Origin of the sequence: Gilvibacter sediminis, assembly GCF_028561565.1 — a bacterium.
GTDB lineage: Bacteria > Bacteroidota > Bacteroidia > Flavobacteriales > Flavobacteriaceae > Gilvibacter > Gilvibacter sediminis.
Genome location: NZ_JAQQTE010000001.1, coordinates 926,720 through 951,696, shown reverse-complemented (window position 1 = coordinate 951,696; position 24,977 = coordinate 926,720). Strand labels below are relative to the sequence as shown.

Annotated in this window: 25 protein-coding genes and 1 tRNA gene; 10 read left to right on the top strand and 16 right to left on the bottom strand. The window is 43.9% G+C overall.

Going from position 1 to position 24,977, the window contains the following annotated elements:
- Positions 1 to 617: 617 nt before the first annotated feature.
- On the top strand, positions 618 to 881 hold the full coding sequence (locus POW22_RS04340; protein ID WP_272831397.1) for a hypothetical protein: 264 nt from the start codon (positions 618 to 620) through the stop codon (positions 879 to 881).
- A 266-nt stretch (positions 882 to 1,147) separates the two neighbouring features.
- On the opposite strand, the gene POW22_RS04335 is transcribed toward POW22_RS04340, so the two are convergent.
- The 6 genes from POW22_RS04335 to POW22_RS04310 all read right to left on the bottom strand — a co-directional run bounded on the left by POW22_RS04335 (position 1,148) and on the right by POW22_RS04310 (position 8,475).
- Positions 1,148 to 1,221: transfer RNA gene (locus POW22_RS04335), tRNA-Asp, on the bottom strand.
- 156 nt (positions 1,222 to 1,377) lie between these two features.
- On the bottom strand, positions 1,378 to 2,307 hold the full coding sequence (locus POW22_RS04330; RefSeq protein WP_272831396.1) for a DUF58 domain-containing protein: 930 nt from the start codon (positions 2,305 to 2,307) through the stop codon (positions 1,378 to 1,380).
- 63 nt (positions 2,308 to 2,370) lie between these two features.
- Complete coding sequence (gene trxA / locus POW22_RS04325; protein ID WP_272831395.1) at positions 2,371 to 2,691, bottom strand: thioredoxin; 321 nt, start codon at positions 2,689 to 2,691, stop codon at positions 2,371 to 2,373.
- A gap of 114 nt (positions 2,692 to 2,805) precedes the next feature.
- A complete protein-coding gene (locus POW22_RS04320) occupies positions 2,806 to 3,180 on the bottom strand; it encodes a VOC family protein (RefSeq protein ID WP_272831394.1) in 375 nt (124 codons plus the stop codon).
- On the bottom strand, positions 3,180 to 7,526 hold the full coding sequence (gene dnaE / locus POW22_RS04315) for a DNA polymerase III subunit alpha (protein WP_272831393.1): 4,347 nt from the start codon (positions 7,524 to 7,526) through the stop codon (positions 3,180 to 3,182). The genes POW22_RS04320 and dnaE overlap by 1 nt, the downstream gene beginning before the upstream one ends.
- A 145-nt stretch (positions 7,527 to 7,671) precedes the next feature.
- Complete coding sequence (locus POW22_RS04310) at positions 7,672 to 8,475, bottom strand: DUF6252 domain-containing protein (RefSeq protein ID WP_272831392.1); 804 nt, start codon at positions 8,473 to 8,475, stop codon at positions 7,672 to 7,674.
- A 128-nt stretch (positions 8,476 to 8,603) separates the two neighbouring features.
- On the opposite strand from POW22_RS04310, the gene POW22_RS04305 reads away from it, so the two are divergent.
- From POW22_RS04305 to POW22_RS04295, 3 genes are read left to right on the top strand one after another with little or no spacing between them, the layout of a single operon-like run.
- Positions 8,604 to 9,116: a 30S ribosomal protein S16 gene (locus POW22_RS04305; protein ID WP_272831391.1), complete on the top strand. Its 513-nt coding sequence runs from the start codon at positions 8,604 to 8,606 to the stop codon at positions 9,114 to 9,116.
- Between the two features lie 19 nt (positions 9,117 to 9,135).
- The gene (rimM, locus tag POW22_RS04300; protein WP_272831390.1) at positions 9,136 to 9,666 is read left to right on the top strand and encodes a ribosome maturation factor RimM; all 531 of its coding nucleotides are present in this window, start codon (positions 9,136 to 9,138) and stop codon (positions 9,664 to 9,666) included.
- Positions 9,666 to 10,376 (top strand): tRNA1(Val) (adenine(37)-N6)-methyltransferase, encoded by a 711-nt coding sequence (locus POW22_RS04295; RefSeq protein WP_272831389.1) that lies wholly within the window; start codon positions 9,666 to 9,668, stop codon positions 10,374 to 10,376. The genes rimM and POW22_RS04295 overlap by 1 nt, the downstream gene beginning before the upstream one ends.
- Positions 10,377 to 10,378: 2 nt before the next feature.
- On the opposite strand, the gene POW22_RS04290 is transcribed toward POW22_RS04295, so the two are convergent.
- Positions 10,379 to 11,689, bottom strand: a complete 1,311-nt coding sequence (locus POW22_RS04290) for an amino acid permease (protein WP_272831388.1) — start codon at positions 11,687 to 11,689, stop codon at positions 10,379 to 10,381.
- A 72-nt stretch (positions 11,690 to 11,761) separates the two neighbouring features.
- Between POW22_RS04290 and POW22_RS04285 the strand changes: the two genes are divergently transcribed.
- From POW22_RS04285 to POW22_RS04275, 3 genes are all read left to right on the top strand, one after another.
- Positions 11,762 to 12,853 (top strand): aromatic ring-hydroxylating oxygenase subunit alpha, encoded by a 1,092-nt coding sequence (locus POW22_RS04285; protein WP_272831387.1) that lies wholly within the window; start codon positions 11,762 to 11,764, stop codon positions 12,851 to 12,853.
- An 86-nt stretch (positions 12,854 to 12,939) separates the two neighbouring features.
- Positions 12,940 to 14,118 carry an acyl-CoA dehydrogenase family protein gene (locus POW22_RS04280; protein WP_272831386.1) on the top strand — a complete coding sequence of 393 codons (1,179 nt, stop codon included), beginning with the start codon at positions 12,940 to 12,942 and terminating at the stop codon, positions 14,116 to 14,118.
- 86 nt (positions 14,119 to 14,204) lie between these two features.
- Positions 14,205 to 15,101: a metallophosphoesterase family protein gene (locus POW22_RS04275; protein WP_272831385.1), complete on the top strand. Its 897-nt coding sequence runs from the start codon at positions 14,205 to 14,207 to the stop codon at positions 15,099 to 15,101.
- Here POW22_RS04275 and POW22_RS04270 read toward each other — a convergent pair.
- From POW22_RS04270 to trmB, 7 genes are all read right to left on the bottom strand, one after another.
- Entirely contained in the window at positions 15,098 to 15,430 is a 333-nt protein-coding gene (locus POW22_RS04270) for a 2Fe-2S iron-sulfur cluster-binding family protein (RefSeq protein WP_272831384.1), read from the bottom strand. The genes POW22_RS04275 and POW22_RS04270 overlap by 4 nt on opposite strands.
- 5 nt (positions 15,431 to 15,435) lie before the next feature.
- Positions 15,436 to 16,494 carry an NAD(P)/FAD-dependent oxidoreductase gene (locus POW22_RS04265; protein ID WP_272831383.1) on the bottom strand — a complete coding sequence of 353 codons (1,059 nt, stop codon included), beginning with the start codon at positions 16,492 to 16,494 and terminating at the stop codon, positions 15,436 to 15,438.
- Between the two features lie 71 nt (positions 16,495 to 16,565).
- Positions 16,566 to 16,802: a NifU family protein gene (locus POW22_RS04260; protein WP_272831382.1), complete on the bottom strand. Its 237-nt coding sequence runs from the start codon at positions 16,800 to 16,802 to the stop codon at positions 16,566 to 16,568.
- Between the two features lie 2 nt (positions 16,803 to 16,804).
- Complete coding sequence (locus tag POW22_RS04255; RefSeq protein WP_272831381.1) at positions 16,805 to 17,944, bottom strand: Mrp/NBP35 family ATP-binding protein; 1,140 nt, start codon at positions 17,942 to 17,944, stop codon at positions 16,805 to 16,807.
- 115 nt (positions 17,945 to 18,059) lie between these two features.
- Positions 18,060 to 18,395 carry an MGMT family protein gene (locus POW22_RS04250; protein ID WP_272831380.1) on the bottom strand — a complete coding sequence of 112 codons (336 nt, stop codon included), beginning with the start codon at positions 18,393 to 18,395 and terminating at the stop codon, positions 18,060 to 18,062.
- Positions 18,395 to 19,024, bottom strand: coding sequence for a lysine transporter LysE (locus POW22_RS04245; RefSeq protein ID WP_272831379.1), 630 nt, complete (start codon positions 19,022 to 19,024; stop codon positions 18,395 to 18,397). Before POW22_RS04245 ends, POW22_RS04250 begins: the two co-directional genes overlap by 1 nt.
- Positions 19,025 to 19,055: 31 nt before the next feature.
- Complete coding sequence (gene trmB / locus POW22_RS04240; protein WP_272831378.1) at positions 19,056 to 19,733, bottom strand: tRNA (guanosine(46)-N7)-methyltransferase TrmB; 678 nt, start codon at positions 19,731 to 19,733, stop codon at positions 19,056 to 19,058.
- 76 nt (positions 19,734 to 19,809) lie between these two features.
- On the opposite strand from trmB, the gene POW22_RS04235 reads away from it, so the two are divergent.
- Positions 19,810 to 20,862 carry a glycosyltransferase gene (locus POW22_RS04235; RefSeq protein ID WP_272831377.1) on the top strand — a complete coding sequence of 351 codons (1,053 nt, stop codon included), beginning with the start codon at positions 19,810 to 19,812 and terminating at the stop codon, positions 20,860 to 20,862.
- On the opposite strand, the gene POW22_RS04230 is transcribed toward POW22_RS04235, so the two are convergent.
- Positions 20,845 to 21,885 carry a sensor histidine kinase gene (locus tag POW22_RS04230; RefSeq protein ID WP_272831844.1) on the bottom strand — a complete coding sequence of 347 codons (1,041 nt, stop codon included), beginning with the start codon at positions 21,883 to 21,885 and terminating at the stop codon, positions 20,845 to 20,847. The two genes, POW22_RS04235 and POW22_RS04230, sit on opposite strands and share 18 nt — an antisense overlap.
- Positions 21,886 to 21,900: 15 nt before the next feature.
- On the bottom strand, positions 21,901 to 22,584 hold the full coding sequence (locus POW22_RS04225) for a response regulator transcription factor (RefSeq protein WP_272831376.1): 684 nt from the start codon (positions 22,582 to 22,584) through the stop codon (positions 21,901 to 21,903).
- 315 nt (positions 22,585 to 22,899) lie between these two features.
- Between POW22_RS04225 and POW22_RS04220 the strand changes: the two genes are divergently transcribed.
- Positions 22,900 to 23,856, top strand: coding sequence for a T9SS type A sorting domain-containing protein (locus POW22_RS04220; protein WP_272831375.1), 957 nt, complete (start codon positions 22,900 to 22,902; stop codon positions 23,854 to 23,856).
- Positions 23,857 to 23,932: 76 nt separating this feature from the next.
- Positions 23,933 to 24,895, top strand: a complete 963-nt coding sequence (locus POW22_RS04215) for a T9SS type A sorting domain-containing protein (RefSeq protein ID WP_272831374.1) — start codon at positions 23,933 to 23,935, stop codon at positions 24,893 to 24,895.
- Positions 24,896 to 24,977 lie beyond the last annotated feature (82 nt).

Genomic DNA, 24,977 nt, shown 5'->3' with positions numbered 1-24,977 from the left:
TGTTTGTTGTTTTGGCAAGGAATGCCTGTTTAATAATTTGAATCAATTTCATACTGATTGCGTTTAATTGATTATCGGCAACGTCTAAGTCAGAAAAACTTAGAAAGTAAACCATACGAGTAGTAATAAATGATAAAGGAAGAAAGAAAGGATACTAAATACTAGTGAAAGAAAACTTGCGGCTAGAAGAAAATACTGCTTGTCAATAAATCCTTGGGAACATTAAAAACTTGTCCTCAATAAGTTGCGATGCATAATAGCACATCGCCAATAATAGCGGCAAGGTACACCTTATTTTATTATAAACAATGGTTATTAATTATTAATTAAAAAATAAGCATTGTCAATACCGGTAGAAAAATGTCATTTCCCTTCCTATAAATTGAACGCACTACAAATGTAAAACGTAAGAAAACAAAAAAAGCCCATCCAAAAAGGATAAGCTCTTCATCGGTCTAATTTGACCACTTCGACCGTTTTACCGGCCTTACACAACGCGGCAAATATAAATACACTTATGATAACTAACAAACTCTGTTCGGGATTTGTTGATATGGGGTTCTTTTTTTCTTTGGGACAATGGCCTCGAGCGGATAATATTCAATGAGTCTCTATTTATGGTTGAGACAATTGCTTTGCTCAAAAAGAGCGGGATTGTTTTTTGCGATGCAAAAAACATCCTGGGAAAGGAGTCTAATAACGAATCAATTTTACGACCTGTGGCCGTTAGCGCCCCGTTTTGTTTTTCTTCGTGGAAAACAAGTTCTCACGATCAAAACAAAAAAGCGCATCACTATCGTGAAAAATTGATTCATAAAGACGAGGACGGGATTGTTTTTTCACTTCGTGAAAAAACGTCCGCAGGGGTGGTCCTGCAATAAAGTGGACCCTTACTGCCTGCGGCAGTAGTGTTTTTTATTTCCTGCACTTCAAAAGCGAGCTTGTAGAGGCCGACTTTAATTAATAGACGGGATTCATTTTTGCTTCGCAAAAATGGGCCGCAGGGGTGGTCCTGCAAAGAATTATGAAACCCTTCTCCTGCTTACAGCAGGAGAGGTCTTTTTTGTTTCCTATGCCTCAAAAGCAAGCTTTTGGGCTTGGAAACAAAAAAACCCTTCACTTAATCGTGAAGGGTTTTAATTCTCTGCGGTCTGGACGGGACTCGAACCCGCGACCCCCTGCGTGACAGGCAGGTATTCTAACCAACTGAACTACCAGACCAATTTTCTAAACCTTTTAAAAGGCGTTAGCGACAGCTAACTTTACTAGAAATTGTTACCATACTTTTTGGAGTTTTAACGCCCCAGGCTGTAATAGCGAATGCAAATATACAGTTCCATTTCAATGTGACAAATATAAATTTAAGAAATTTTAAGCCTAAGCGAACTTTTGTCGCTCTACCAAATAGGTCGTCAAAATAGTGTCAAAAGCCTTGCGGACATCGGCTTCTACATATTTGATTCTGTACTGCCCACATTTGAGTTTAATGGCCTCAAAATAATCCGTTATAGCTGCCTGATAATCATCACGAACTGAATCCGCATATAGATTAATATGATCTCCTGTTTCCACATCCACAAAACGCTTGGGACGATTGTTGAAATCAAAATTCCATTCCAACTCCTTATCAAAAACATGAAAGAGCACTACCTCGTGTTTGTTATATTTCAAATGCTGCAATGCCTCAAACAAGGCGTCCCGAGAAGCTTCTGTTTGAAACATATCGGTAAAGAGGAATACCAAGGAGCGGCGTTTCATCTTCTCCGCGATCTGATGCAAAAAAGTATAGGTTTGGGTTTGTTTGGATCTGCCCGGCTTTACTATAGCTGAATTGAGCTGATGCAACAATTGCTGATGGTGGCGCTCACTCCCCTTCTCATTGGCGTAGTACTCATAGCTGTCTGAATAAATACTCATACCCACAGCATCTCGCTGTCTTTTGAGCAGATTCATGATCGCAGCAGCAGCCAGTGCCGAAAAAGAGATTTTGTTCAAAGAATCTATGGCGTACTCTTTGAGCTCCGGATAATGCATGGAACTGGAATTGTCGACGATCAAATGGCATCGTAAATTCGTTTCCTCTTCGTAGCGCTTGGTGTAGAGCTTATCGGTCTTTGCATAGAGCTTCCAATCGATGTGTTTTGTGGACTCTCCCGGGTTGTAGATCTTGTGTTCGGCAAATTCCGCAGAGAACCCGTGAAATGGACTTTTATGTAATCCGGAGATAAAACCCTCAACCACTTGAGCGGCCAAAAGCTCTAAATTCTTAAAGCCCGATATCTCGTTGATCTCCTTTTGAATGTCCATATATGGCTAAACTAAAAAAGGTTGACCATAAGGCCAACCTTTTCAAGTTAATAGTTCTATAAATTAGTTCAGCAAAGACTCGATCGCCTCAGCATAAACATTCTTAGGGGCTACACCAACTTGGCGCCCTACTACCTCCCCATTTTGGAAAACCAAAACAGTTGGGATGTTACGTACGCCGTACTTTGCAGCAAACTCTTGGTGTGCATCTACGTCTACTTTTCCAACTACGGCCTTTCCTTCGAATTCCGTACTCAGTTCATCAATGATAGGACCTACCATACGACAAGGTCCGCACCAAGCAGCCCAAAAGTCAACCATTACTGGTTTGTCACTCTTAAGAACGGTTTCTTCAAAGGTTGCATCTGTTATTTCTAAAGCCATGGTATTTTAAATTTTATGTTACACAAAAGTAGTCTTTTTTTATCCTGAACCTTACAGGGCATACATTAGAAAACCCTATCAGCGCATTGAGTTAACTTATAAACACTTAAGGCACTAGGGATCTAAGTCTTGCACAAAGAAGACCGCGTTGTTATTCAGGTCAAAAAAGCCGAATTCATGCGTCCCCCAAGGACTGTTCAAATGAAGTGCCGATGCCTTTACGGTTCCCCGCTCCAAGTACTCCTTAAATACCCCTTCAATACTTTCTACAAAGAACTTGACCACGCTACCGCCGTTTACGGGATCTTCTGCAGTATCCGCATGCCATTGCAAGTGGATTTCCATTCCGTCGCGATACAATCCTACATAACCATCATTGGCAAAGCGTTTGGCAAAGCCAGTGTATTCTGAATACCACTTTACATCCCGATCCAGATCTGCAGAAGGCAGAACAGCAACGGTCTGTTTGTGTGGAATACGTGCTGGCATCAGTTAAGCTTGTAATAGACGGAAGCTTCATCCAAAGCCTCTAAGAGTTCATTAGATATTTTCACCTTTTGCTTGCGCGAAGGCATTTGAAGTTTGAGTTTTTCATTCATCTCATAGACTATGAAATGTAATTGCTGATCGCCTTGATGTGAGACCATCAGATCTTTGAGCGTTCTGATACGCTCCTCTTGCAATTCATCAATTTTAAGCTGAATGGTCAACTTCTTGGCGTATTGATCCATGACATCGTGCAGCATTTGGATTTGGTTGAACTGCATACGCGGATCACCCTTTTTACCCGTATCGCGATTCACCCAGCCTTCTTTGACAAATATACGCGCATAGATAAAAGAGTTAGGCACCAAGAAATGACGATATTTGAGGTATTCCTCTCCAAAGATTCTAAACTCAAAAGCGTCGTCATAATCCTCAACGGTAAACAATGCCCAGCCTTTTCCATTCTTAGAAACACGATGCTGCACATCACTCACCACCCCTCCAAAGGTCAATTCTTTATTGACATAGCTCTCCAGATCACTGAAATTTCGTGTGGTGCTGTTGCAAAAGGTCTTGAGTTCGGTTTTAAAATCATCCAAAGGATGCCCTGAAATATAAATTCCAACCACTTCTTTCTCTTGTTTGAGTTTTTTCATGGTCCCCCATTCCTCACAGGGAGGTACGGTAGGTTCAGGAATTTGAACCTCAGAAGAATCTCCAAACAAACTCACTTGAGCAGAATTCTCATTTTCTTGGAACTTTTGAGCGTATTTGATCACCTTTTCTAAAAAGGTAACGCCATCACCCTCTTCATGAAAATACTGAGCGCGGTGGGTATCAAAACCGTCAAAACCTCCTGCCAGAGCTAGATTTTCAAATGCTTTTTTGTTGGCAGCTCTTAGGTCAATGCGTTTCGCAAGATCAAAGACCGACTTATATTTCCCGTCTTGTCGATGCTCAACAATGGTCTTTACGGCATTTCCTCCAACACCTTTAATAGCTCCCATTCCAAAACGAATAGCACCTTCATCATTTACGGTGAATTTGTAGAAGGATTCATTCACATCTGGCCCCAAAACAGGCAAGCCCATGCGGCGACACTCTTCCATAAAGAAGGTCACCTGCTTAATGTCATTCATATTGTTAGAAAGCACCGCAGCCATATATTCTGCCGGATAATGTGCTTTTAAATATGCGGTCTGATAGGCGATCCAAGCATAACAGGTAGAGTGCGATTTGTTAAAGGCATAACTCGCAAAGGCTTCCCAGTCTTTCCAAACTTTCTCCAACATCTCCTTATCGTGACCATTGGTTGCCGCCTGTTCCAAGAACTTGGGCTTCATTTTATCCAGTACGGCCTTTTGCTTTTTACCCATGGCCTTACGCAAGACATCTGCCTCACCCTTGGTAAAGTTTGCCAACTTTTGAGAGAGCAACATCACCTGCTCTTGGTAAACCGTGATCCCGTAGGTTTCTTTTAGATACTCCTCCATGTCTGGGAGGTCGTAACTGATCTCTTCTTCCCCGTGTTTTCTGCGGATGAAACTCGGGATGTATTCCATAGGCCCTGGTCTGTATAGAGCATTCATGGCAATCAAATCATCAAAGACCGTCGGTTTGAGGTCTTTCATGTGTTTTTGCATTCCTACGGATTCATACTGAAAGATCCCCACTGTTTCTCCGCGTTGGAACAACTCATAGGTCTTTTCATCATCCAAAGGAAAACTGTCTGGATCCAATTCCACTCCGTGCTTGATCTTCACCAACTTGACAGTGTCCTTGATCAAGGTTAGCGTTTTGAGTCCTAAGAAATCCATCTTAAGCAAACCGGCACTCTCAACTACTGCGTTGTCAAACTGCGTCACATACAACTCAGAATCTTTGGCCGTGGCAACAGGGACAAAGTTGGTAATGTCGTCTGGGGTAATGATCACCCCGCAAGCGTGAATTCCGGTGTTTCTCAGGGAACCTTCAAGCATCCTTGCCTGATTGATCGTTTGAGCTTCCAGATCTTCTCCCTCAGATAGGTTGAGCAGTTCGTTGACCTTTTGCAGCTCGTCTGCCCTAAAGCTTTTTTTGAGTTTGGAAGCCTCCATATTGAAGATCTTTCCGAGTTTCCCCATCGTTGGGATGAGCTTCGCGATTCTATCGGCATCACCCAAGGGCAAGTCCAAAACACGCGCCGTATCACGGATGGATGATTTAGCAGCCATCGTTCCGTAGGTAATGATCTGCGCCACCTGATTGGCCCCGTATTTCTCGATCACATAGTCCATCACACGCCCGCGACCTTCATCATCAAAGTCGATATCAATATCAGGCATACTCACACGATCCGGATTCAAGAAACGCTCAAAAAGCAGATCGTACTTAATAGGGTCAATGTTCGTAATTCCGAGACAATATGCAACCGCAGATCCAGCTGCAGATCCACGCCCAGGCCCTACGGAAACATCCATGTTCCGCGCCTCAGCAATAAAGTCTTGTACAATCAAGAAGTAACCCGGATACCCTGTGTTGGCAATTACATCCAACTCAAAATCCAAGCGCTCTTCAATTTCCGGAGTGATCTCTTGGTAGCGCCTTTTAGCACCTTCATAAGTGAGGTGTCTCAAATATTTGTTCTCCCCGCGTTTTCCTCCATCGGTTTCATCTTCAGCAACCTGAAACTGCTCTGGGATATCAAACTTAGGCAGCAATACTTCCCGAGCCAAGGTATAGGCTTCAATTTGGTCTACGATCTTCGCCACATTCTCAATGGCCTCCGGCAGATCTGCAAAGAGGGATTTCATGGCCTCAGCATCCTTGAAAAAGTACTCCTGATTGGGCAAACCATAACGATAACCACGACCACGTCCTATAGGCGTAGCTTGCTTTTCTCCGTCCTTTACACACAGAAGGATATCGTGTGCATTGGCATCTTCTTGATCAATATAATAGGTGTCGTTACAGGCTACAAGCGGTAAATCGTGTTTGCGCGCTAAAGCAATCAGATCGGGGTTCACACGATCTTCATCTTCCTGCCCGTGACGTACCACTTCTACATAAAGATCATTCGGAAACTCTTGCTTCCACCACAACAGGGCTTCTTCTGCCTGCTTTTCACCAACGTTGAGCAATTTGTTGGGAACTTCTCCGTAGAGATTTCCCGTAAGGACGATGAGATCATCCTTGTACTGTTGCACCACAGCCTTGTCAATTCGCGGAACGTAGTAAAACCCTTCGGTATAGGCAATACTCGCCATTTTAGCAAGATTGTGGTATCCAGCTTTGTTCTTGGCCAAGAATACCACTTGGTAGCCGTTGTCTTTTTGAGATTTGTTCAGTCGATCCTCACAAACAAAGAATTCACACCCAATAATAGGCTTGATCTTTTTATCCTGCTGATCTTCCTCCAAGGATTTATTGAACTTCTCTACCGCGCTCACAAAGTGAAAAGCCCCCATCATATTCCCGCGATCCGTTAAGGCAACTGCATTCATCTCATGCTTGGCCGCAGCATTCACGAGATCTTGAATGGACGCAGTAGATTGCAGTACGGAAAACTGACTGTGATTGTGCAGATGCGCAAAGGGAACCTCAGCGAGTGCAGAAATGTTCTGATTTTGCTCCTCCTTGCTTATGGAGGTCTGTTCCTCTTGCTTCTGCCCTCTTAGCTTAGCAGAAGCTTCCTTGAGGTTGACGTGTTGCAGCCCAATGACCTGAATAGGAGCCTGATTGACCTTTTTGAATTCTTCAATATAATCTGGCTGCGCCTTGAGCTCCGTTGTGCTGTAAATTCCTTGTCGCAATAACTCCAAGAAGCAACGCGTGGTAGCCTCAACATCTGCGGTGGCGTTGTGTGCCTCGGCAAATCCATCACCAAAGAGGTGCTCGTGAAGTTCCGTAAGCGTAGGAAGCTTGAATTTTCCTCCACGACCTCCCGGTATTTTGCACAGTTCTGCTGTGGTTTCTGTACAGGTGTCTAATACAGGTAGTGAAAGCAGCGAAGTATCTACCGATCTGCGGTAGAATTCTGCCCCCATGATATTGAGGTCAAAACCGACGTTTTGTCCCACTACAAATTGAGAGCGCGCCAAAACGTCATTAAACTCTTCAAGTACTTGGTTTAAAGACACGCCTTCTGTTGCAGCCAACTCCGTGGAAATTCCGTGGATAGACTCTGCTTCAAAAGGAATATTGAAACCCTCTGGATTGATCAGATAGTCTTTCTGCTCTATGAGATTTCCCATAGCATCATGCAACTGCCAAGCGATCTGTATGGCTCTAGGCCAGTTATCAGAGTCACTTACAGGTGCATCCCATCGCTTGGGAAGACCAGTGGTTTCCGTGTCAAATATTAAATACATAAGGTTGCTTGAACGCTCAAAAAGTGAATTTTAAAAGTACACAATTTCGCTTGAAATAGCTGCTGAACTTATCAACACCAAAGTCAAAATTGTGCATAAAAAAAGACCCGCAAAAAGCGGGCCTCAAATTCGTTTTTGGGAGTGATTAGTAGATCACTGCAAACGCTCCGTCTGTGATCTCAAAAGCATCTCCTGAATAAGAGAAGGTTCCTTGAATCTCTCCAGTACCCACGTTGTTTGAAATAATGGTTAAGGTACCGCTAGTTCCTGCTGTGGCCACCCCATCTATACCATAAGTCGCCTCAAATTCACCTAAGGCCAAATCATAGTCGCCTGGCGTTACTGTATTGGGGAATCGCATATTGATGGTTCTGGTTCCATCAACTCCAGTCACTACGATGTTTCCGGTAAGATTGATCCCTTCAAGAGTTACTGCTTCAAAGGAAGCACCATCAACCGTTGCGGACATTCCTTGAGAAAAACCAGGATCATCTGCTGTTCCCGTACCACCGATCACTGGGACTTTAAAAAATACCCCGCGTGAGAAGTTTAAGGTGTCTTGCAGCGCAAAAGTGTGTGCGTTGAAATTGAATGTTCCTGTAATGGTATTGTCTGTAGAACTGCTCTCAGAGATATTAGCTTCTCCGTTCCCTAAGGCTGTCGCCGTAGAGTAAGATTCTCCGCTGGCATCCATAAAGACAGCTCCATTAGCGCTACCCGGGCCAAAAGCGTAGGTACCTACCGCAGCAGAAGTAAGCGTAATGGTAAGTTCTTCACCGTCGGCAGAACCATTGATCACTACCGTTCCGTCGTCAAAACGAGTCGCAACTGCACCTCCTTTTAAGAAGACGTCATTGGCATTTCCTTGAATGATAGCATTGTTGTCCCGTACGTCTTCACAAGAAAAAAGAGCGAAAACCAGCAGGGCGAATAGGGCAATCCTTTGCATAGTAGGCGTTTTTAGCATTTGCACAAATGTAAAAGAAAAAATATAATCTCTTGAGTTTCAACTAAAATTTATCCTATCTTTGCGCCCTTAATTATAACCGAGGTCGTGCACCTCAAAAATTAATTTTTATGCCTGTTAAAATCAGATTACAGAGACACGGTAAGAAAGGAAAGCCTTTTTACTGGATCGTAGCCGCGGATTCTCGCGCAAAAAGAGACGGACGTTTTTTGGAAAAGTTGGGAACTTACAACCCGAATGTAAACCCTGCAGAGATCAACCTTAATGTTGATGGAGCAGTACAGTGGTTGCAGAACGGTGCTCAACCAACCGATACGGCACGTGCTATTCTTTCTTACAAAGGCGCCATGCTAAAGAATCACCTTATGGGTGGTGTAGCTAAAGGAGCTTTGACTGAAGAGCAAGCAGAAGCTAAATTCAACGCTTGGGTAGAAGAAAAAGCCAAAGCGGTAAGCCAAAAAGAAGCGAGCATCGCAGACGCTAAGGCCAAGGCCAAAGCAGAAGCTCTTGCTGCTGAGAAAGCTGTGAATGAAGCGCGTATTGCTGCCTCTGCAGAAGTAGAAGGTGAAGAAGCTGCCGAAGAGGCTGCTGCAGAAGCCGACGCTGCTAAAGAAGAAGAATAAACCTTCTTAATTTTACGAGATGCACAAGGAAGACTGTTTCTTTCTAGGTAAGATCGTAAAAAAGTACAGTTTTAAGGGCGAGCTCTTAGTCACTTTAGACACCGACGAACCTGAAACGTATACTCAAATGGAATCAGCATTTGTGGAGATTAACCACAATCTGGTTCCATTTTTTATTGAGTCCATCAGTCTGCATAAGTCCAGAATGCTGCGCATTCAATTTGAAGACTGCTACAGTGAAGAGGAAGCCGATGCGCTTTTAGGATGCGAGCTTTACCTTCCACTGGACTTACTACCGCCCCTTGAAGGCAATAAATTCTATTTCCACGAGATCATAGGTTTTACCATTAAGGATATCAACCACGGCGAAGTGGGAAAGATCACTGCGGTAAATGACCAAACAGCTCAGGATCTTTTTATCATTGATGCTGATGGCACTGAGGTTTTGATCCCGATCAACGACACCTTTATTAAGGAAGTGAACCGCGAGCAGCAATTTATTCTTTTGGAGACTCCTCCTGGTCTCATCGATCTTTATTTAGAAGGCTGATGCAACCCTTCCAATTCAAACAATTTACCGTAGCTCAAGACCGAGCGGCCATGAAAATTGGTACCGACGGAGTACTCTTGGGAGCTTGGGCGCAAATAGACCCTGAGGTTAATTCCATTTTAGATATTGGCGCGGGCACCGGAGTCATTGCCTTGCAAATGGCACAACGTTCTGCAGCCATGACCATTGATGCTATTGAGATCGACGCAGATGCCTATGAGCAGTGCACGGAGAATTTTGAAGCTTCTCCCTGGGCAGATCGATTGTTTTGCTATCACGCTGGTCTTTTAGAGTTTGCCCAAGAAATCGACGATGAGTACGATTTGATTATTAGCAATCCTCCTTTCTATACCGCAGAATTCAAATCAGGAGATTCCCAACGTGACCGGGCGCGTTTTGAGGATGCATTGCCCTTTGAGCATTTAGTGGTTTGCGCGTCTAAACTTTTAGCGGAAGACGGAAGTTTTGCTGTGGTCATCCCTTCGGAAGCTACGGACGAGTTTATCGAGCTAGCAGAGCAGGTGGGTTTGTTCCCGTATAGGCGTTGTGAGGTTAAAGGCCGACCGGAAGTTGCTGCAAAAAGAAGTTTACTCCAATTCTCAAAAAACGAGCAGGAACTGGAAACCCAGACTCTGATCATTGAAATAGAAAGGCATCAATACACGCCGCAGTACACAGAATTAGTTCAGGATTTTTACCTCAAAATGTAAAGCTAGCCTTTTCGTTTTTGCCGATATTTCATCCAAGCAAAGAGCGGTAAACCCGCAAACAGTAAAATTGTTCCATAGAGAACCGTCTCTGCACCTGAGCCATAAATAGCCCACAGCGAATAGATCACTCCGAGAACTGATAAAGTTGCTACTTGAACTTTCTGTTGGCTGAAAATTCCTTTTTCTCTGGTGATCAAAATGTAGGCAGCCGCTACGAATAAATAAGGCACAAGGCAGCACAATGTGGTCAGTAAGGCAATGAATTCAAACTGATCTACCAGAGACTCGGTGAAGTTCATCAGCATAATACCAGAACTTAAAGCCCCACCTAAGAGCAGCCCCAAAACGGGAGCATCTTGTCTATTCTTTTTGGCAAAACTGGCTGGGAGAACCTGATCTCGAGCCATAGCCATGGGCAATTGCCCTACGACCAACGTCCAGCCGTTCAAGGCTCCAATGGCAGCTATCAACGCGCCTGCCGCAACAAAATAAGACCCCGTATTACCTGCAATTATGGCTCCAGCTTCTGCAAAAGGCGCCGGAGAACTGGCCAACCGACCTACAGGCAACAGGCCAAACAAAACTACTGTGCTCAGTACGTAAACTAAGGTTGCAATGGCCGTTCCAAGCATGGTTGCTTTAGCAATAGTTTTTTGGGGTTGTTCGATATTCTCAGAAGGAATCGTTGCAGTTTCTATCCCTAAAAAGGCGAAAAGGGTTAAGGTGGCTACAGCAGAAAAGGCATCGAAATCACTTGCTGAAGAGCTGTTAAAAGCGGGGAAATTGTCGGCATCAAAAAAGAAGATACCGCAAACTATTACCAGTACTAAGGGCAAAAGTTTAAGCGCAGTAGTTACCACAGCAAACTTGCCCGAGAGTTTGATCCCTCTAATATTGACCCAAGTAAAAAACCAGATAAATGCCAACCCAATCGCCACAGAAACTAAAGCATTATCTTCTAAAGAAGGAAAGAAAACCGATAGCGCTCCAATGATCGCAACGGCGATTCCGGCATTGACCACCCAAACCGAGATCCAATAACCCCAAGCCACTATAAACCCAATAAAATCTCCAAAACCAGCTCGCGCAAAAATATAGGGTCCGCCGCTCTTGTTGTGGACTATTTTACTCAAATTGGCAAAGATCTTAGCCAAGATCAAGGCTCCAGCAGCTGTAAAAATCCAGCCTACTAGACTTATGCTTCCGTACTTGGAAAGCGTAGCCGGCAAAACAAAGATGCCCGATCCGATCATATTACCCACCACTAGAGCGGTGGTTGTGATCAATCCAATTTTCTGAGAAGATGTGGCCATTGAGAAAATGCGCTAAGGGCAGTTGCTTTTAAATCCTTACATTAGGGCGTACAAAGGTCAAGATACACAATTGTGGCATTTAATTTTCACGTAGATTCGGATATAAAAAAAGCAGAAACGCTACCCGCTACCTTTTATAAGGACCCTGCGGTTTTTGAAGCCTTGAAGGACCAAGTCTTTTACAAAGGATGGCAGTGGTTGGGTGATACTTCTTTGGTTGCTCTACCGCAATCTGTGTATCCTTTTGTGATGTTGGACGGCTTTTTGACTGAGCCTATGGTCCTGACCAAAGACGGCAAGGAAGAACTTCATTTACTCAGCAATGTGTGCACACATCGAGGCAATCTTGTGGCACTGCATCCAGGCAAAGCCAAAAAGCTGAGTTGTTTTTATCACGGGCGTAGATTTGATCTAGCAGGGAATTTTGAGCATATGCCAGAATTTGAGCAGACAGAAGACTTTCCCAGACCCTGTGACAATTTGCATCGTTTTCCGCTCAAGCAATGGGGACCTTTCCTTTTTGGAGGATTAGAGCCGAGTTTTGATATTCAAGAGGTTTTGGATGTGATGAATGAGCGGGTCGGATTTTTGCCTTTGGACGAATTCAAGCTGGACCCTACCCTTTCCAAGGACTTTTTAGTGCACGCGCACTGGGCTTTGTATTGCGACAACTATCTGGAAGGATTTCACATTCCATTTGTACATAAAGGGCTGAATGAGGTCTTGGATTACGGAACTTATAAAACCATTTGTTACGACCACTGCAATCTTCAAATTGGCTATACGGATGAGGCTACAGAGGTCTTTGAGCTGCCTGAAGGGCACATAGATCACGGCAAAAAGGTGGCTGCCTATTACTACTGGGTATTTCCCAATATGATGTTCAATTTTTATCCCTGGGGCTGTTCGGTAAATGTGGTAAAACCCATTAGTGAGAACCGCACCAAAGTTTCCTTTATAAGTTACGTTTGGGATCCGGATAAACTCAACAAAGGCGCTGGAGCAGAATTGGAAAAAGTGGAACGCGAAGACGAATTTGTGGTTGAAAACGTTCACAACGGCTTAAGATCTAAATTCTACAAAGCCGGTCGTTTTTCTCCCACAAGAGAACAAGGAGTTCATCATTTTCACCGTTTGTTGGCTGATTTTCTCTCGCGGAAATAACTCAATTTTAGCCGCTTAATTTTTATCGAAATCCTTTTCGCTTCTGCGGGGCAATAATTAACTTTGGCACAACCAAATTCAAAGCAATGAAGCCCGATCTTTTTGAAGCTCCGGATTATTATCAAATCGACGATTTACTAACAGAAGAGCACAAGCTTGTACGTGACGCTGCCCGTGAATGGGTTAAGCGCGATGTTTCACCAATTATTGAGGATTACGCCCAGCGCGCTGAGTTCCCAAACCAAATCATCGGCGGTTTGGCAGAAATTGGTGCTTTTGGCCCTTATATTCCTGAAGAGTACGGCGGAGCCGGCTTGGATCAGATCTCTTACGGTTTGATCATGCAAGAGATTGAACGCGGTGATAGTGGAGTGCGCTCTACAGCATCTGTTCAATCATCACTGGTGATGTATCCGATCTTCAAATACGGAACTGAGGAGCAACGCAAAAAGTATTTGCCAAAATTGGCCTCTGGAGAATTCATGGGCTGTTTTGGATTGACTGAGCCTGATCATGGTTCTAACCCTGGTGGAATGACCACCAACTACAAAGACATGGGAGACCACTACCTGCTCAACGGAGCTAAAATGTGGATCTCTAATGCTCCTTTTGCAGATGTAGCGGTAGTTTGGGCTAAGAATGAAGAAGGCCGCATCCACGGATTGATTGTGGAACGCGGAATGGAAGGATTCAGCACTCCAGAAACGCACAACAAATGGTCTCTAAGAGCTAGTGCCACTGGAGAATTGATCTTTGACAACGTAAAAGTGCCTAAAGAAAACCTGTTGCCAAACAAAACAGGACTTGGAGCACCACTTGGATGTTTGGACTCTGCGCGTTACGGAATCGCTTGGGGTGCTATTGGAGCCGCCATGGATTGTTATGACACGGCGCTTCGTTATTCCAAAGAGCGCATCCAGTTTGGGAAGCCGATTGCTGCATTCCAATTGCAACAAAAGAAATTGGCAGAAATGATCACCGAGATCACCAAGGCACAACTATTAACTTGGCGTTTGGGTGTGTTGAGAAATGAGGGAAGAGCTACTTCTGCTCAGATCTCTATGGCTAAAAGAAACAATGTGGACATGGCCATCAATATTGCGCGTGAAGCACGTCAAATGCTCGGAGGAATGGGTATCACTGGAGAGTACAGCATCATGCGTCACTCCATGAACTTAGAAAGTGTGATCACCTATGAAGGAACGCATGACATCCACCTATTGATCACCGGTTTAGACATTACAGGAGAGAACGCTTTCAAATAAAAAAGAAGCGCCTTTAAAATATCGAGACCGAGGAGTTTTTAATTCCTCGGTTTTTTTGTGGATATTTATTCGAGAGAAATACCACTATGTCTACCAAAACCCGTTTTGATCGCGCCTACAAGAATGCGCTAGTCGTTCCTTTTGACGATACTTCCAAATTCATTCTATTTAGCGATTGCCACCGCGGGGACAATAGTTTTGCAGACGATTTTGCTCGAAACAGGCATATGTATTTCCACGCCATGAAGCACTACTATAAAAGTGGATTCAGCTATTGTGAGTTAGGAGATGGCGATGAATTGTGGGAGAACCGACAATTTGAGGACATCTATCCCGCCCACACCAACGTCTATAAACTGCTCAAAGAAATGCACAAGGAGTGTCGTTTCCACCCAATATACGGAAACCACGACATGGTCTACAAGAACAAGAGTTACGTAGAAAAGCACCTCTCCCACTATTTTGACCCTAAGACTGGAGAGGAAGTGCCTTTATTCCCAGGGATCACTTATCACGAGGCTATCATTTTAAAGCACCAGACCACAGGACAGGAGATCTTTATGGCTCACGGCCATCAAGCCGATTGGTGGAATTATCTGTTTTGGAAATGGGGACGTTTCTTGGTCCGTGTACTTTGGAAGCCTTTGCAAGTGGTCGGTATTTATGACCCGACAAGTCCTGCGAAGAATTATAAGGAGCTGATCAAAGTAGAGAAGCGCACCAAAAAATGGATTCGTGAAAAGGACAATTTAATGACCATTTGCGGACACACCCACAGACCTAGATTTCCAGAACCTGGAGAGACGCCCTACTTCAATGACGGTAGCTGCGTTCATCCACGCAGTATTACTGGGATAGAGATTGAAAATGGCAGCATCTCGCTTATCAAATGGCAACTCGCCACAGATGAAACCGGAGTATTAAAAATTGAAAGGGTATTACTAGAAGGTCCGCAGAAACTAACGGATTATATGAAAGCCTAAGGTTCTTCTGGAGCTAAGGTCACGGCCAAACCGTCCATGTCTGGATGAATGTGCAATTGGCAGCCCAAACGGCTGTTGTCTTGCACAAAATAGGCTTGACCCAGCATGGCGTCTTCATCATCGCCCATTTCTGAAAGCTGGTGATCACTCTCAATATAACACTGACACGAGGCACACATGGCCATTCCTCCACAGATACCAATTGTTCCTTCTGGAGCGAGCTCATAAGATCTAACCACTTCCATGAGGTTCATATTCATATCCGTTGGAGCCTGCACTTCATGCGTGGTTCCATCACGATCGGTAATATGAAGAGTAATATCACTCATAGAGGTTACTCAATCGCTTTTACAACGGCTTTAGGCGCTTCTTTTTTAGTCCCATCAAAACCTTCTACACCGCCTACGGTAGTGTATTTCATCACATAACGCTTATCTGGGAAGATGCGTTTGTATGCGCTTTGACACATCAAGGTCGCCTCGTGGAATCCACAAAGGATCAATTTGAGTTTTCCGGGATAGGTGTTAACATCACCAATAGCATAAATGCCTGGAATATTGGTTTGATAGTCTAGACTGTTATCTACCTTGATAGCATTCTTTTCAATCTCCAAGCCCCAGTTGGCAATAGGCCCAAGCTTAGGAGATAAACCAAATAGCGGGATGAAATTGTCAATATCAATTCTAGTTTCTTCTTTGGTGCTGGAATTGGTCACGGTCACCGCTTCTAGCGTATCGGTGCCGTGTAAAGCAGTTACCTCTGCAGGAGTGATGAGTTTAATCTTTCCTTGATTCTTCAATTCCTGAACTTTCTCTACAGAATCTAAAGCACCTCTAAACTCATTACGGCGGTGAACCAAAGTCACCTCAGAGGCTACGTCCGTTAGAAAAATACTCCAATCCAAAGCAGAATCCCCTCCACCTGCGATCAACACTTTTTTGTCACGATAGACCTCAGGATCACGGATGATATAGGCAATGCCGTTGTCTTCAAAGGTATCTAGACCTTCCAGGATAGGTTTGCGCGGTTCAAAACTTCCCAAACCACCTGCAATCGCAACAATAGGCGCATGGTGTTTGGTGCCCTTATTTGTGGTTACAATGAAACTGCCGTCTTCTTGTTTTTCAATGGTATCTGCACGTTCACCTAGCGTAAATCCAGGCTGAAACGGCTCAATCTGCTTCATTAAATTATCTACTAAGTCTCCTGCGAGAACTTCCGGAAAAGCTGGAATATCGTAGATGGGTTTTTTAGGATAGATCTCCGCACATTGCCCGCCAGGTTGCGGCAGTGCATCTATCAAATGACACTTTAACTTTAGTAGACCCGCTTCAAAAACTGCGAACAATCCAGTGGGGCCGGCTCCAATGATCAGTATATCGGTTTTTATCATAAATCGAATGCGCTACTTCAGGCGGTCAAATTTAAAGGGCAAAGGACGCTCAGGCCATGACCCTTATCATTTTAATCGATGTTTACCACTTTTTGTATTTGCGGCACGTACTTTTTAATGGTCATTTCCACGCCGCTCTTCAAGGTCATTTGGTTTACACTACAAGCCACACAGTTTCCGTGAAGCTTCACGGTAACTATATCGTCTGCAATTTCGATCAAGGAGATATCTCCTCCATCACTTACCAGAAAAGGACGGATCTCATCCAAAGCCTTTTCTACATTTTGTTTTACCTCTGCTTGTGTCATTTTTATTTGTTTACAGCTGAACATCCAGCCATAGTCGTAATCTTGATCGCCTCTGTTGGCGGTAAATTTTCATTGCGCTTTACGGTCTGCTCTACCACATTACGGGTAAGCGCCTCAAAAGCCTGCTCTGTTGCTGTTTCTGTCTGTAGGGCCGCAGGGCGTCCAACATCTCCAGCTTCTCTGATGCCTTGTACCAAAGGAATTTCTCCCAATAGAGGTACATCCAAGTCCTCTGCTAAATGCTTAGCTCCAGAATCACCAAAGATATAGTATTTGTTGTCAGGCAGTTCCGCCGGAGTGAAATAAGCCATATTCTCAACGATGCCCAATACAGGGACGTCAATATTCTCTTGCTGGAACATTGCTACTCCTTTACGAGCGTCCGCCAAGGCCACATTCTGCGGAGTACTCACTACTACGGCACCCGTAATCGGCAAACTCTGCATGATACTCAAATGGATATCACCCGTTCCTGGCGGAAGGTCAATCAGCATAAAATCTAAGTCACCCCAGGCTGCATCAAAGATCAGTTGATTTAGTGCTTTGGCGGCCATAGGTCCTCTCCAGATCACCGCTTGGTTCGGCTGAGTAAAGAAACCGATAGAAAGGATCTTTACGCCATAACTCTCCACTGGGCGCATCTTACTTTTACCGTCTACATTGACAGAAAGAGGACGCTCTTCAGCTACATCAAACATTATTGGAATTGAAGGTCCGTAAATATCAGCATCTAAAATACCCACCTTAAAGCCCATTTTCTGGAGGCTCACCGCGATATTAGCAGTTACGGTAGATTTTCCAACCCCACCCTTTCCAGAGGCCACCGCAACGATGTTCTGAATTCCTGGGATGGGCTTCCCTTTGATCAAATTGGGCTTTTGGGTTTGCACCGGAGCCTCAACTTTAATGTTCACTTGTACCTTGGCGTCTGGACTGATCTTCTCTTGAATGGTTTTGATCACGTCGGCCTCAGCGCGTTTCTTTATATGCATGGCAGGTGTGGTCAGCAGTAAATCCACTACAACCTCATTGGCAAAGACGATCACGTTTTTGACCGCCCCGCTCTCTACCATATTTTGACCAGCTCCCGCAACAGAAATAGTCGCTAAGGCATCCAGTACGTCTTGTTTTTTTATCTTCATGAAACAGTTCCGTTTTTAGAAACTTTCTGTAGTACAAAGATACCACTAAAGCCCCATAAAATAAAAGGGCGTCATCAAAATGATTGATGTGAAAATCAGGGCATTGAATAGTGCTCTAAAAGGGAGGAGGTAACTCTTGCTGCGGATCCCAAAAGTGCTTGTCGAGTTCTTGAATCTGATTGTCAATGATCACAACCCCTTCATTCTCCAAAAGCTGTTGCATCAAATTGGTTCCTTGAAAATGATGTTTCCCGGTGAGTAAACCCTTGCGATTCACCACGCGATGCGCTGGAACATCTTTTCCATGAGAAGCATTCATAGCCCAACCAACCATACGCGCGCTGCGTGGAGCAGCGAGGTATTTGGCAATAGCACCATAACTGGTCACACGACCGTCTGGAATTTGACGCACCACATCGTAAACGCGATCAAAAAAAGAAGCTTCACCCATTAGAGGTTGTTTAGGATTTTAATCAGGGTCAATATGGAGACGATCCCGGTAATAGCACCAATAACGTAGTTCATATTTACTTTAGATGCCCCTTGCTTTTTCTTGAGGTGTTTGAAGAACTGTATGTAAATTCCCAGCATGGCTAGGGTTCCCAAAACAGAACCGAGCACACAGAACAAAATAGCGTTTGGACTGAACTCAAACCATCCGAAGGCGTTAAAAGTAATACTGATATACACCCAATACGGCAAGGGCAATAGATTTAAAGCTGCCAAGAGCATACCCAAAAAGAATCGATTCTTCCCAGTTTTCGTGACCTCATCCGCGGGTTTTCTTCTGGTATCCTTCGCGACAAAAAAGAAGTAGATCGTCAAGCAAATAAAGATCCCTAAACCAATTTGGCGCAAGAGTTGAATGACCTCTGGATGCATCTCTAAGTAACGCGCAAACAGGAGTGCTATATAGGTCTGAATCAAGACCGTTACGCCAACCCCAACGGCAAAGGTAGCTGCGCTTTTGCGCCCTTCATGCATGCTGATCTTAGCCGCAGAAATGTTCAATAAACCAGGAGGAATCACGCCTACAAAAGCCGCAACAAAACCGAAGATCAAATGTGGAAATAGCCCCATACAGCTTCTTTACAACAGGGAAGATAAAAAATTATTCCCCCAAATGACATTTGAGGTAAGTAATCTTTTTGCCTTGCTCCAAATACGTCTTTTCGTAATAGGTTTGAATGCTGGTCACTTCTTTGGGCGTGTATTCATTTCCGTAAACATCGTGATGGGCATAAACGATATCGGCCCCTATTCCTTGAAGCAAACCTAGAGTGTAGCCGTGCATGAATTCCGAATCGGTTTTAAGGTGCAAATACCCCGGATTACCGAGGATTTTACGATACTTATCCAAGAACTCTGGATTGGTCATGCGGTGTTTGGTGCGCTTGTATTTTAGCTGCGGATCTGGGAAGGTGATCCAGATCTCAGAGACCTCATCAGTGTCAAAGAGGTAGTTGATCAATTCGATCTGCGTGCGCAGAAAACGGACATTGTCCAACCCTTCTTCTAAAGCAGTTTTAGCGCCACGCCAAAAGCGAGCCCCTTTAATATCGATTCCGATAAAGTTCTTATCTGGACTGGCCTGGGCTAGACCCACACTGTATTCACCCTTACCACAACCGAGCTCCAATACTAAAGGTTTATCATTTTTAAAGACCTGTTCGTTCCAATTGCCTTTGAGTTTTAAGGCGTCATTGATCACCTCTTCTCGCGAGGGTTGGATCACGTTTTCAAAGGTCTCGTTCTCCCGGAACCGTTTCAGTTTGTTCTTGCTGCCCAATGAATTTTAATTTTTGGTAAAATTAAGGAAATAAAATACGGCTCCATATTGCTATTTTTGCACATTATTACCCCCAATGAAACCGAACAAAACCATATTAGTCGCACCCTTGAACTGGGGATTAGGTCACGCCACTCGGTGCATCCCAATTATCAAAGCGCTCTTGGAGAGCAATTTTAAAGTGCTCATGGCCAGCGACGGTGTTGCCCTAGCCTTACTGAGAGAAGAATTCCCAGACCTGCCCTATAAAGAGCTTCCGGGATACAATATCAGCTATTCTAAGAAGAAACACCTGTTCAAGGCACAAATGCTTTTACAGAGTCCGCGGATGCTCAAAGCGGCAAAACAAGAACGCAAATTGGTAGATCAATGGGTTTCTGAAGGTTTGGTGGATGGAATCATCTCAGACAACCGATTAGGAGTGCGAAGTAAAAAGGTGTATTCGGTTTTTATAACGCATCAATTAGAAGTTTTAAGCGGCACCACCACCGGGATCAGTTCTAAGCTTCACAAGCAGATCATCAAACGCTTTGATGCTTGTTGGGTGCCAGATCACAAAGCAAAACCGAATCTTTCCGGCAGACTGGGACATCCGGCGAAGCCTCCTAAAAATACTACCTATATCGGCGCCTTGAGTCGCTTTGAAAAAAAAGACGTACCGCCTAAATACGATTACCTGATCTTACTTTCGGGTCCGGAACCGCAGCGAACACTCCTTGAAGAATTGCTTTTAGAAGCATTCAAAGACACCGATAAAAAAATACTATGTGTTCTGGGGAAGACAGATCAGCCGCAAAGCCGTTACAAACACGGGAATATAGAAGTGGTGAGTTTTATGACCTCTGATGCACTGGAAGAGGCAATAAACAGCAGCGAGTTGATCATTTCTAGATCAGGTTACACCACAATTATGGATCTAGCAGCTTTGGAAAAGAAGGCTTTATTCATTCCAACACCGGGTCAATACGAGCAGGAATACCTAGCTAAAAAATTATCGGCCCAAGGTCTGGTGCCTTATGTCACCCAGCAGCGTTTTACCCAACAGGCTTTGAGAAAGGTTCCTTTGTATGCAGGCTTGCGCTTAGGACATGAAGCCGTGGACTTCAAGGAGCTATTCGCTCATTTCTAGGGTAAAGGAGAATTCAGAACCCACGCCCAATTCACTTTCTACGTAGATCTTTTCTCCGTGGGCTTCAAGGATGTGTTTTACAATGGCCAAACCGAGTCCCGAGCCACCCTCCTTGCGCGAACCACTTTTATCTACTCTAAAGAAACGTTCGAAGAGTCTGGTAAGATTTTCTTGTTCGATTCCTTCACCGTTATCGGTCACACGAATAATGACCTTATTTTGAATGAGGTCTTCCACACTGACTTCTGTAGTACCGTCTTGCTTGCCGTATTTGATTGAATTAACGATCAAATTAGTGATGACCTGTTGGATGCGTTCACGATCTGCATGCACCATGATGGGTTTTTCATATTGGGTATCAAAAGTGAGGGTAATACCTTTCTTTTGAGCGCGCATCTCAAAGAGATCAAAGACGTTCTGCAAGAGCTCAATAATGTCAAAATTCTCCTTGTGCAGGTTCAGATCGCCTACCTCCAATTTAGAGATCATATCCAGATCTTGTACAATGACAATGAGTCGTTCTACCCCTTTGCTGGCGCGTTCCAAGTACTTTTTACGAACACTTTTGTCCTTCAAGGCGCCATCTAACAAGGTGAGGATATAACTCTGAACCGTAAACAGCGGTGTTTTGAGCTCGTGGGACACATTGCCCATGAATTCCTTTCTGTAATTCTCACGGATCTGCATGGCTTCAATCTCCAAACGCTTTTCTCGTGTAAAGCGCTCCACACTTTTTGAAAAGGTGGCGAGATCTGTGGTGATGCTATCGTTCTCTAAGGTGGTTTCTTCTAAGGAGTTCACCTCATCGTAGATGTTTTTGATCTGACGTAAAATGAACTTTCTAGTCCGCAGTTCTACCACCAGAATACCAATAAGCCAAATAGAGACAAAGGCTACTGCCACATACCACAGCTTGAGCTGATCGGTATATTTTAGGAAAAGAAAAAAGCCGGAGCTCAGCACGATAGACAAATAAAGTGCGGTAACTACGGCAAAAGAATATTTTGAATCAGACTTGGACACAGCCAAAGATAGGATTTAGACAATGAATTTATAGCCTACGCCCTTAACTGTTTTAAAGCTGTTGTCTCCAATTTTCTCTCGGAGTTTTCTGATGTGTACGTCAATGGTTCTTCCCCCAACAATCACTTCATTTCCCCAAACCTTCTCTAAGATCTCTTCTCGCTTAAAAACTTTCCCCGGTTTAGAGGCCAAAAGCGCCAAGAGTTCAAACTCTTTACGCGGCAAGAACAACTCCTTGCCTTTTTTGATGATCTTGTATTCTTCTCTATTGATCACCAGGTCTCCCAAACTCACAGCAGCACCCGATTCATCAGCATCTTTAAAGCGACGCAACAAAGCCTTTACTTTACTGACCAAAACTTTTGGTTTGATTGGTTTGGTGATATAATCATCGGCTCCAGCCTCAAAGCCAGCAACCTGAGAATAATCCTCTCCTCGGGCAGTCAAGAACGTAATGATGGTGTCTGACAGGGCTGGAATGGCGCGCAATTTCTCGCAAGCTTCCATACCGTCCATCTCTGGCATCATAACATCAAGGATAATTAGGTGTGGGTTGATCTTTTTAGCTACTTCAATAGCTTCAAGACCGTTTTCTGCGGTGGTCAATTGATATCCCTCATTGGAGAGGTTATACCCAACGATTTCTAAGATGTCTGGCTCGTCGTCAACCAGGAGGATCTTCATATCCTTTTTTTTCATCGATTTCAAATTTATCGGCCAGAGGACTCAGCGGTCTTGGCGGTCATTCTTTGGTCAGATACAATTAAAACACATCTGCTTGACCCAAAGATAATGTTATTTAAATGCGCTTCTCTAGCTTGATTACAAGATATAAACTTTATGTAAAGCAATCAAAACATTCGGTTAACATAGCAAAGAGCGGCTAATTGACTCTGCCATAAGCTCTAAAGCCCGTGTTATTATATAGTTAAGAGCGGATATTTAGAGATTATTTAAGAAGCCGTTATGGCAATCTTTGTATCTTTGAACCAATCAATTTTAACTAAATTAATAATGAAGAAAATTACACTAATTGCAACCCTTATGCTCGCAGGAATTATGCAAGCGCAGACGGTAGTAATTTCAAGTACAAGTTTTGAAGAGGAAGTTATTGAAGCCGGAGTTAACGACGGTCAATACAATGACACTGGAGATGCAACTGTAGCTCACGATTTGATCAACAACGCTGGAGAGACTCCTGTAGATCAGTCTGGAGGAACAGAAATGGAGGTAGACGCTCGTTACGAGCCATACGATGAGCCAGGTTCTGGTTTGACAGACGGTGACTTTGTTGGGGTAACCAACTTTACAGGAACTGTAGGTGCCTTTACTGATGGAGTTCAAGGATACCAATTCCAAGACTCTGACGGAAACATGATCGTTGAGTTTGAAGAGATCGACCTAACCGATTTTGAGAACGTAACAGTAAGCCTAGACTACTTCATCCAAGAAACGGGATACGAGTATTCAGATGGTTCTAACAGCAGCGGAAACGACGTGATCCGTATTTTTGTTAGAGATATCACTGGATCTTCTGAGATTGATATCTTGAATACTTTTGGAAGTGACATCAATGACCTTGGTATTGAAGGTTCATGGATCAACGGATCTGCTAGCGTACCTGCAGGATCTACTATCCAATTGGTGATCGAATTCCGTTCTAACTCTGGTTCTGAGGCCATGTTCATTGATAACATTCTTGTTGAAGGAGAAGAAGTATTGAGTGTTGACACCCAAGACAACAACGGATTCAGTATGTATCCAAACCCTGCAAACGGAGATGTATTGAACATTGTTTCTGCTACAAACCAAACTAAAGACGTTGTAGTTTATGACGTACTAGGACAGCGTGTATTGCAATCACAAGTGACAAACTCACGTTTGAACATTGGAGCACTTAGCTCAGGAATCTACTTGGTTCAAGTAACTGAGAACGGTTTCACTTCTACTAAGAAATTAGTGGTTCGTTAATTCGAACTTTCACATACAGGAAAAGCCCTCTTTCACAGAGGGCTTTTTTTTATACCTTTAAGTAAATCAACTAACTATGAAAAAACTATTACTCTTTTCTTTCTTCTTGTGCCTGGCCTGGAATACGCAAGCGCAATTTGAAGTGGCCATAACCAGTTTTGAAGAAGTGACCATTGAAGCCGGCGTGAACGACGGCCAATATGTCGATACCGGAGATGCTGCAGCAGCTCACGATTTGATCAATAATGACGGGCAAACTCCTGTCAACGCAGCCGGAACAGGCCCATTCCCTTTAGGCTACTCCGCCTCTTATGTCCCTTATGACACTCCCGGTGATGGACTCACCGACGGAGACTTTGTCGGCATAACTAATTTCACAGGTACCGTAGGTGCTTACACAGACGGAACTCAAGGATATCAGTTCAGCGATGCAGACGGTAATATGATCCTCACTTTTGACGAATTCGAATTAGGAGGTCTGGGTGATATCGTATTGAGCGTAGACGTTTTTATTCAAGAAACCGGTTGGGAATACAGCGATGGCGCTAATAATTCCAGCAATGATGTCATCCGCATTTATGCAAAAAACTCAATTACTGACGAAGAGTTCGATCTGCTCAACACCAACGGCTTTGACATTGATGAATTGGGTATTGAAGGCAGTTGGTTATCTCTTAATACGAGTTTATGGGATGGAGTAAACGCTCAATTGTTCATTGAATTCAGATCCAATTCCGGAAGCGAAGCCATGTTTATAGACAATGTTCGTGTTATTGCAGACAGCGTGATTGGAGTAGATGACTTCACAAACAAAGGTTTTACTATCTATCCCAATCCTACGCAGGGAGAAATCATTACCATCTCATCGGCCACCAATCAAAGGAAAGATGTTGTGGTTTACAATATGCTCGGTCAAACTGTACTGCAAACTCAAGTAGTAAACGCTAAGCTTAATATCGGGTCTTTAAAGTCTGGAGTCTACATGATCCAGGTGACTGAAGATGGCTATACATCCACAGAAAAATTAGTGGTTCGTTAATTCGAACTTATCATTTACAGGAAAGGCGTTTCCCTTTAGGGAAGCGCTTTTTTTTTACCTAATTTTACCGAGCAAATCCGCC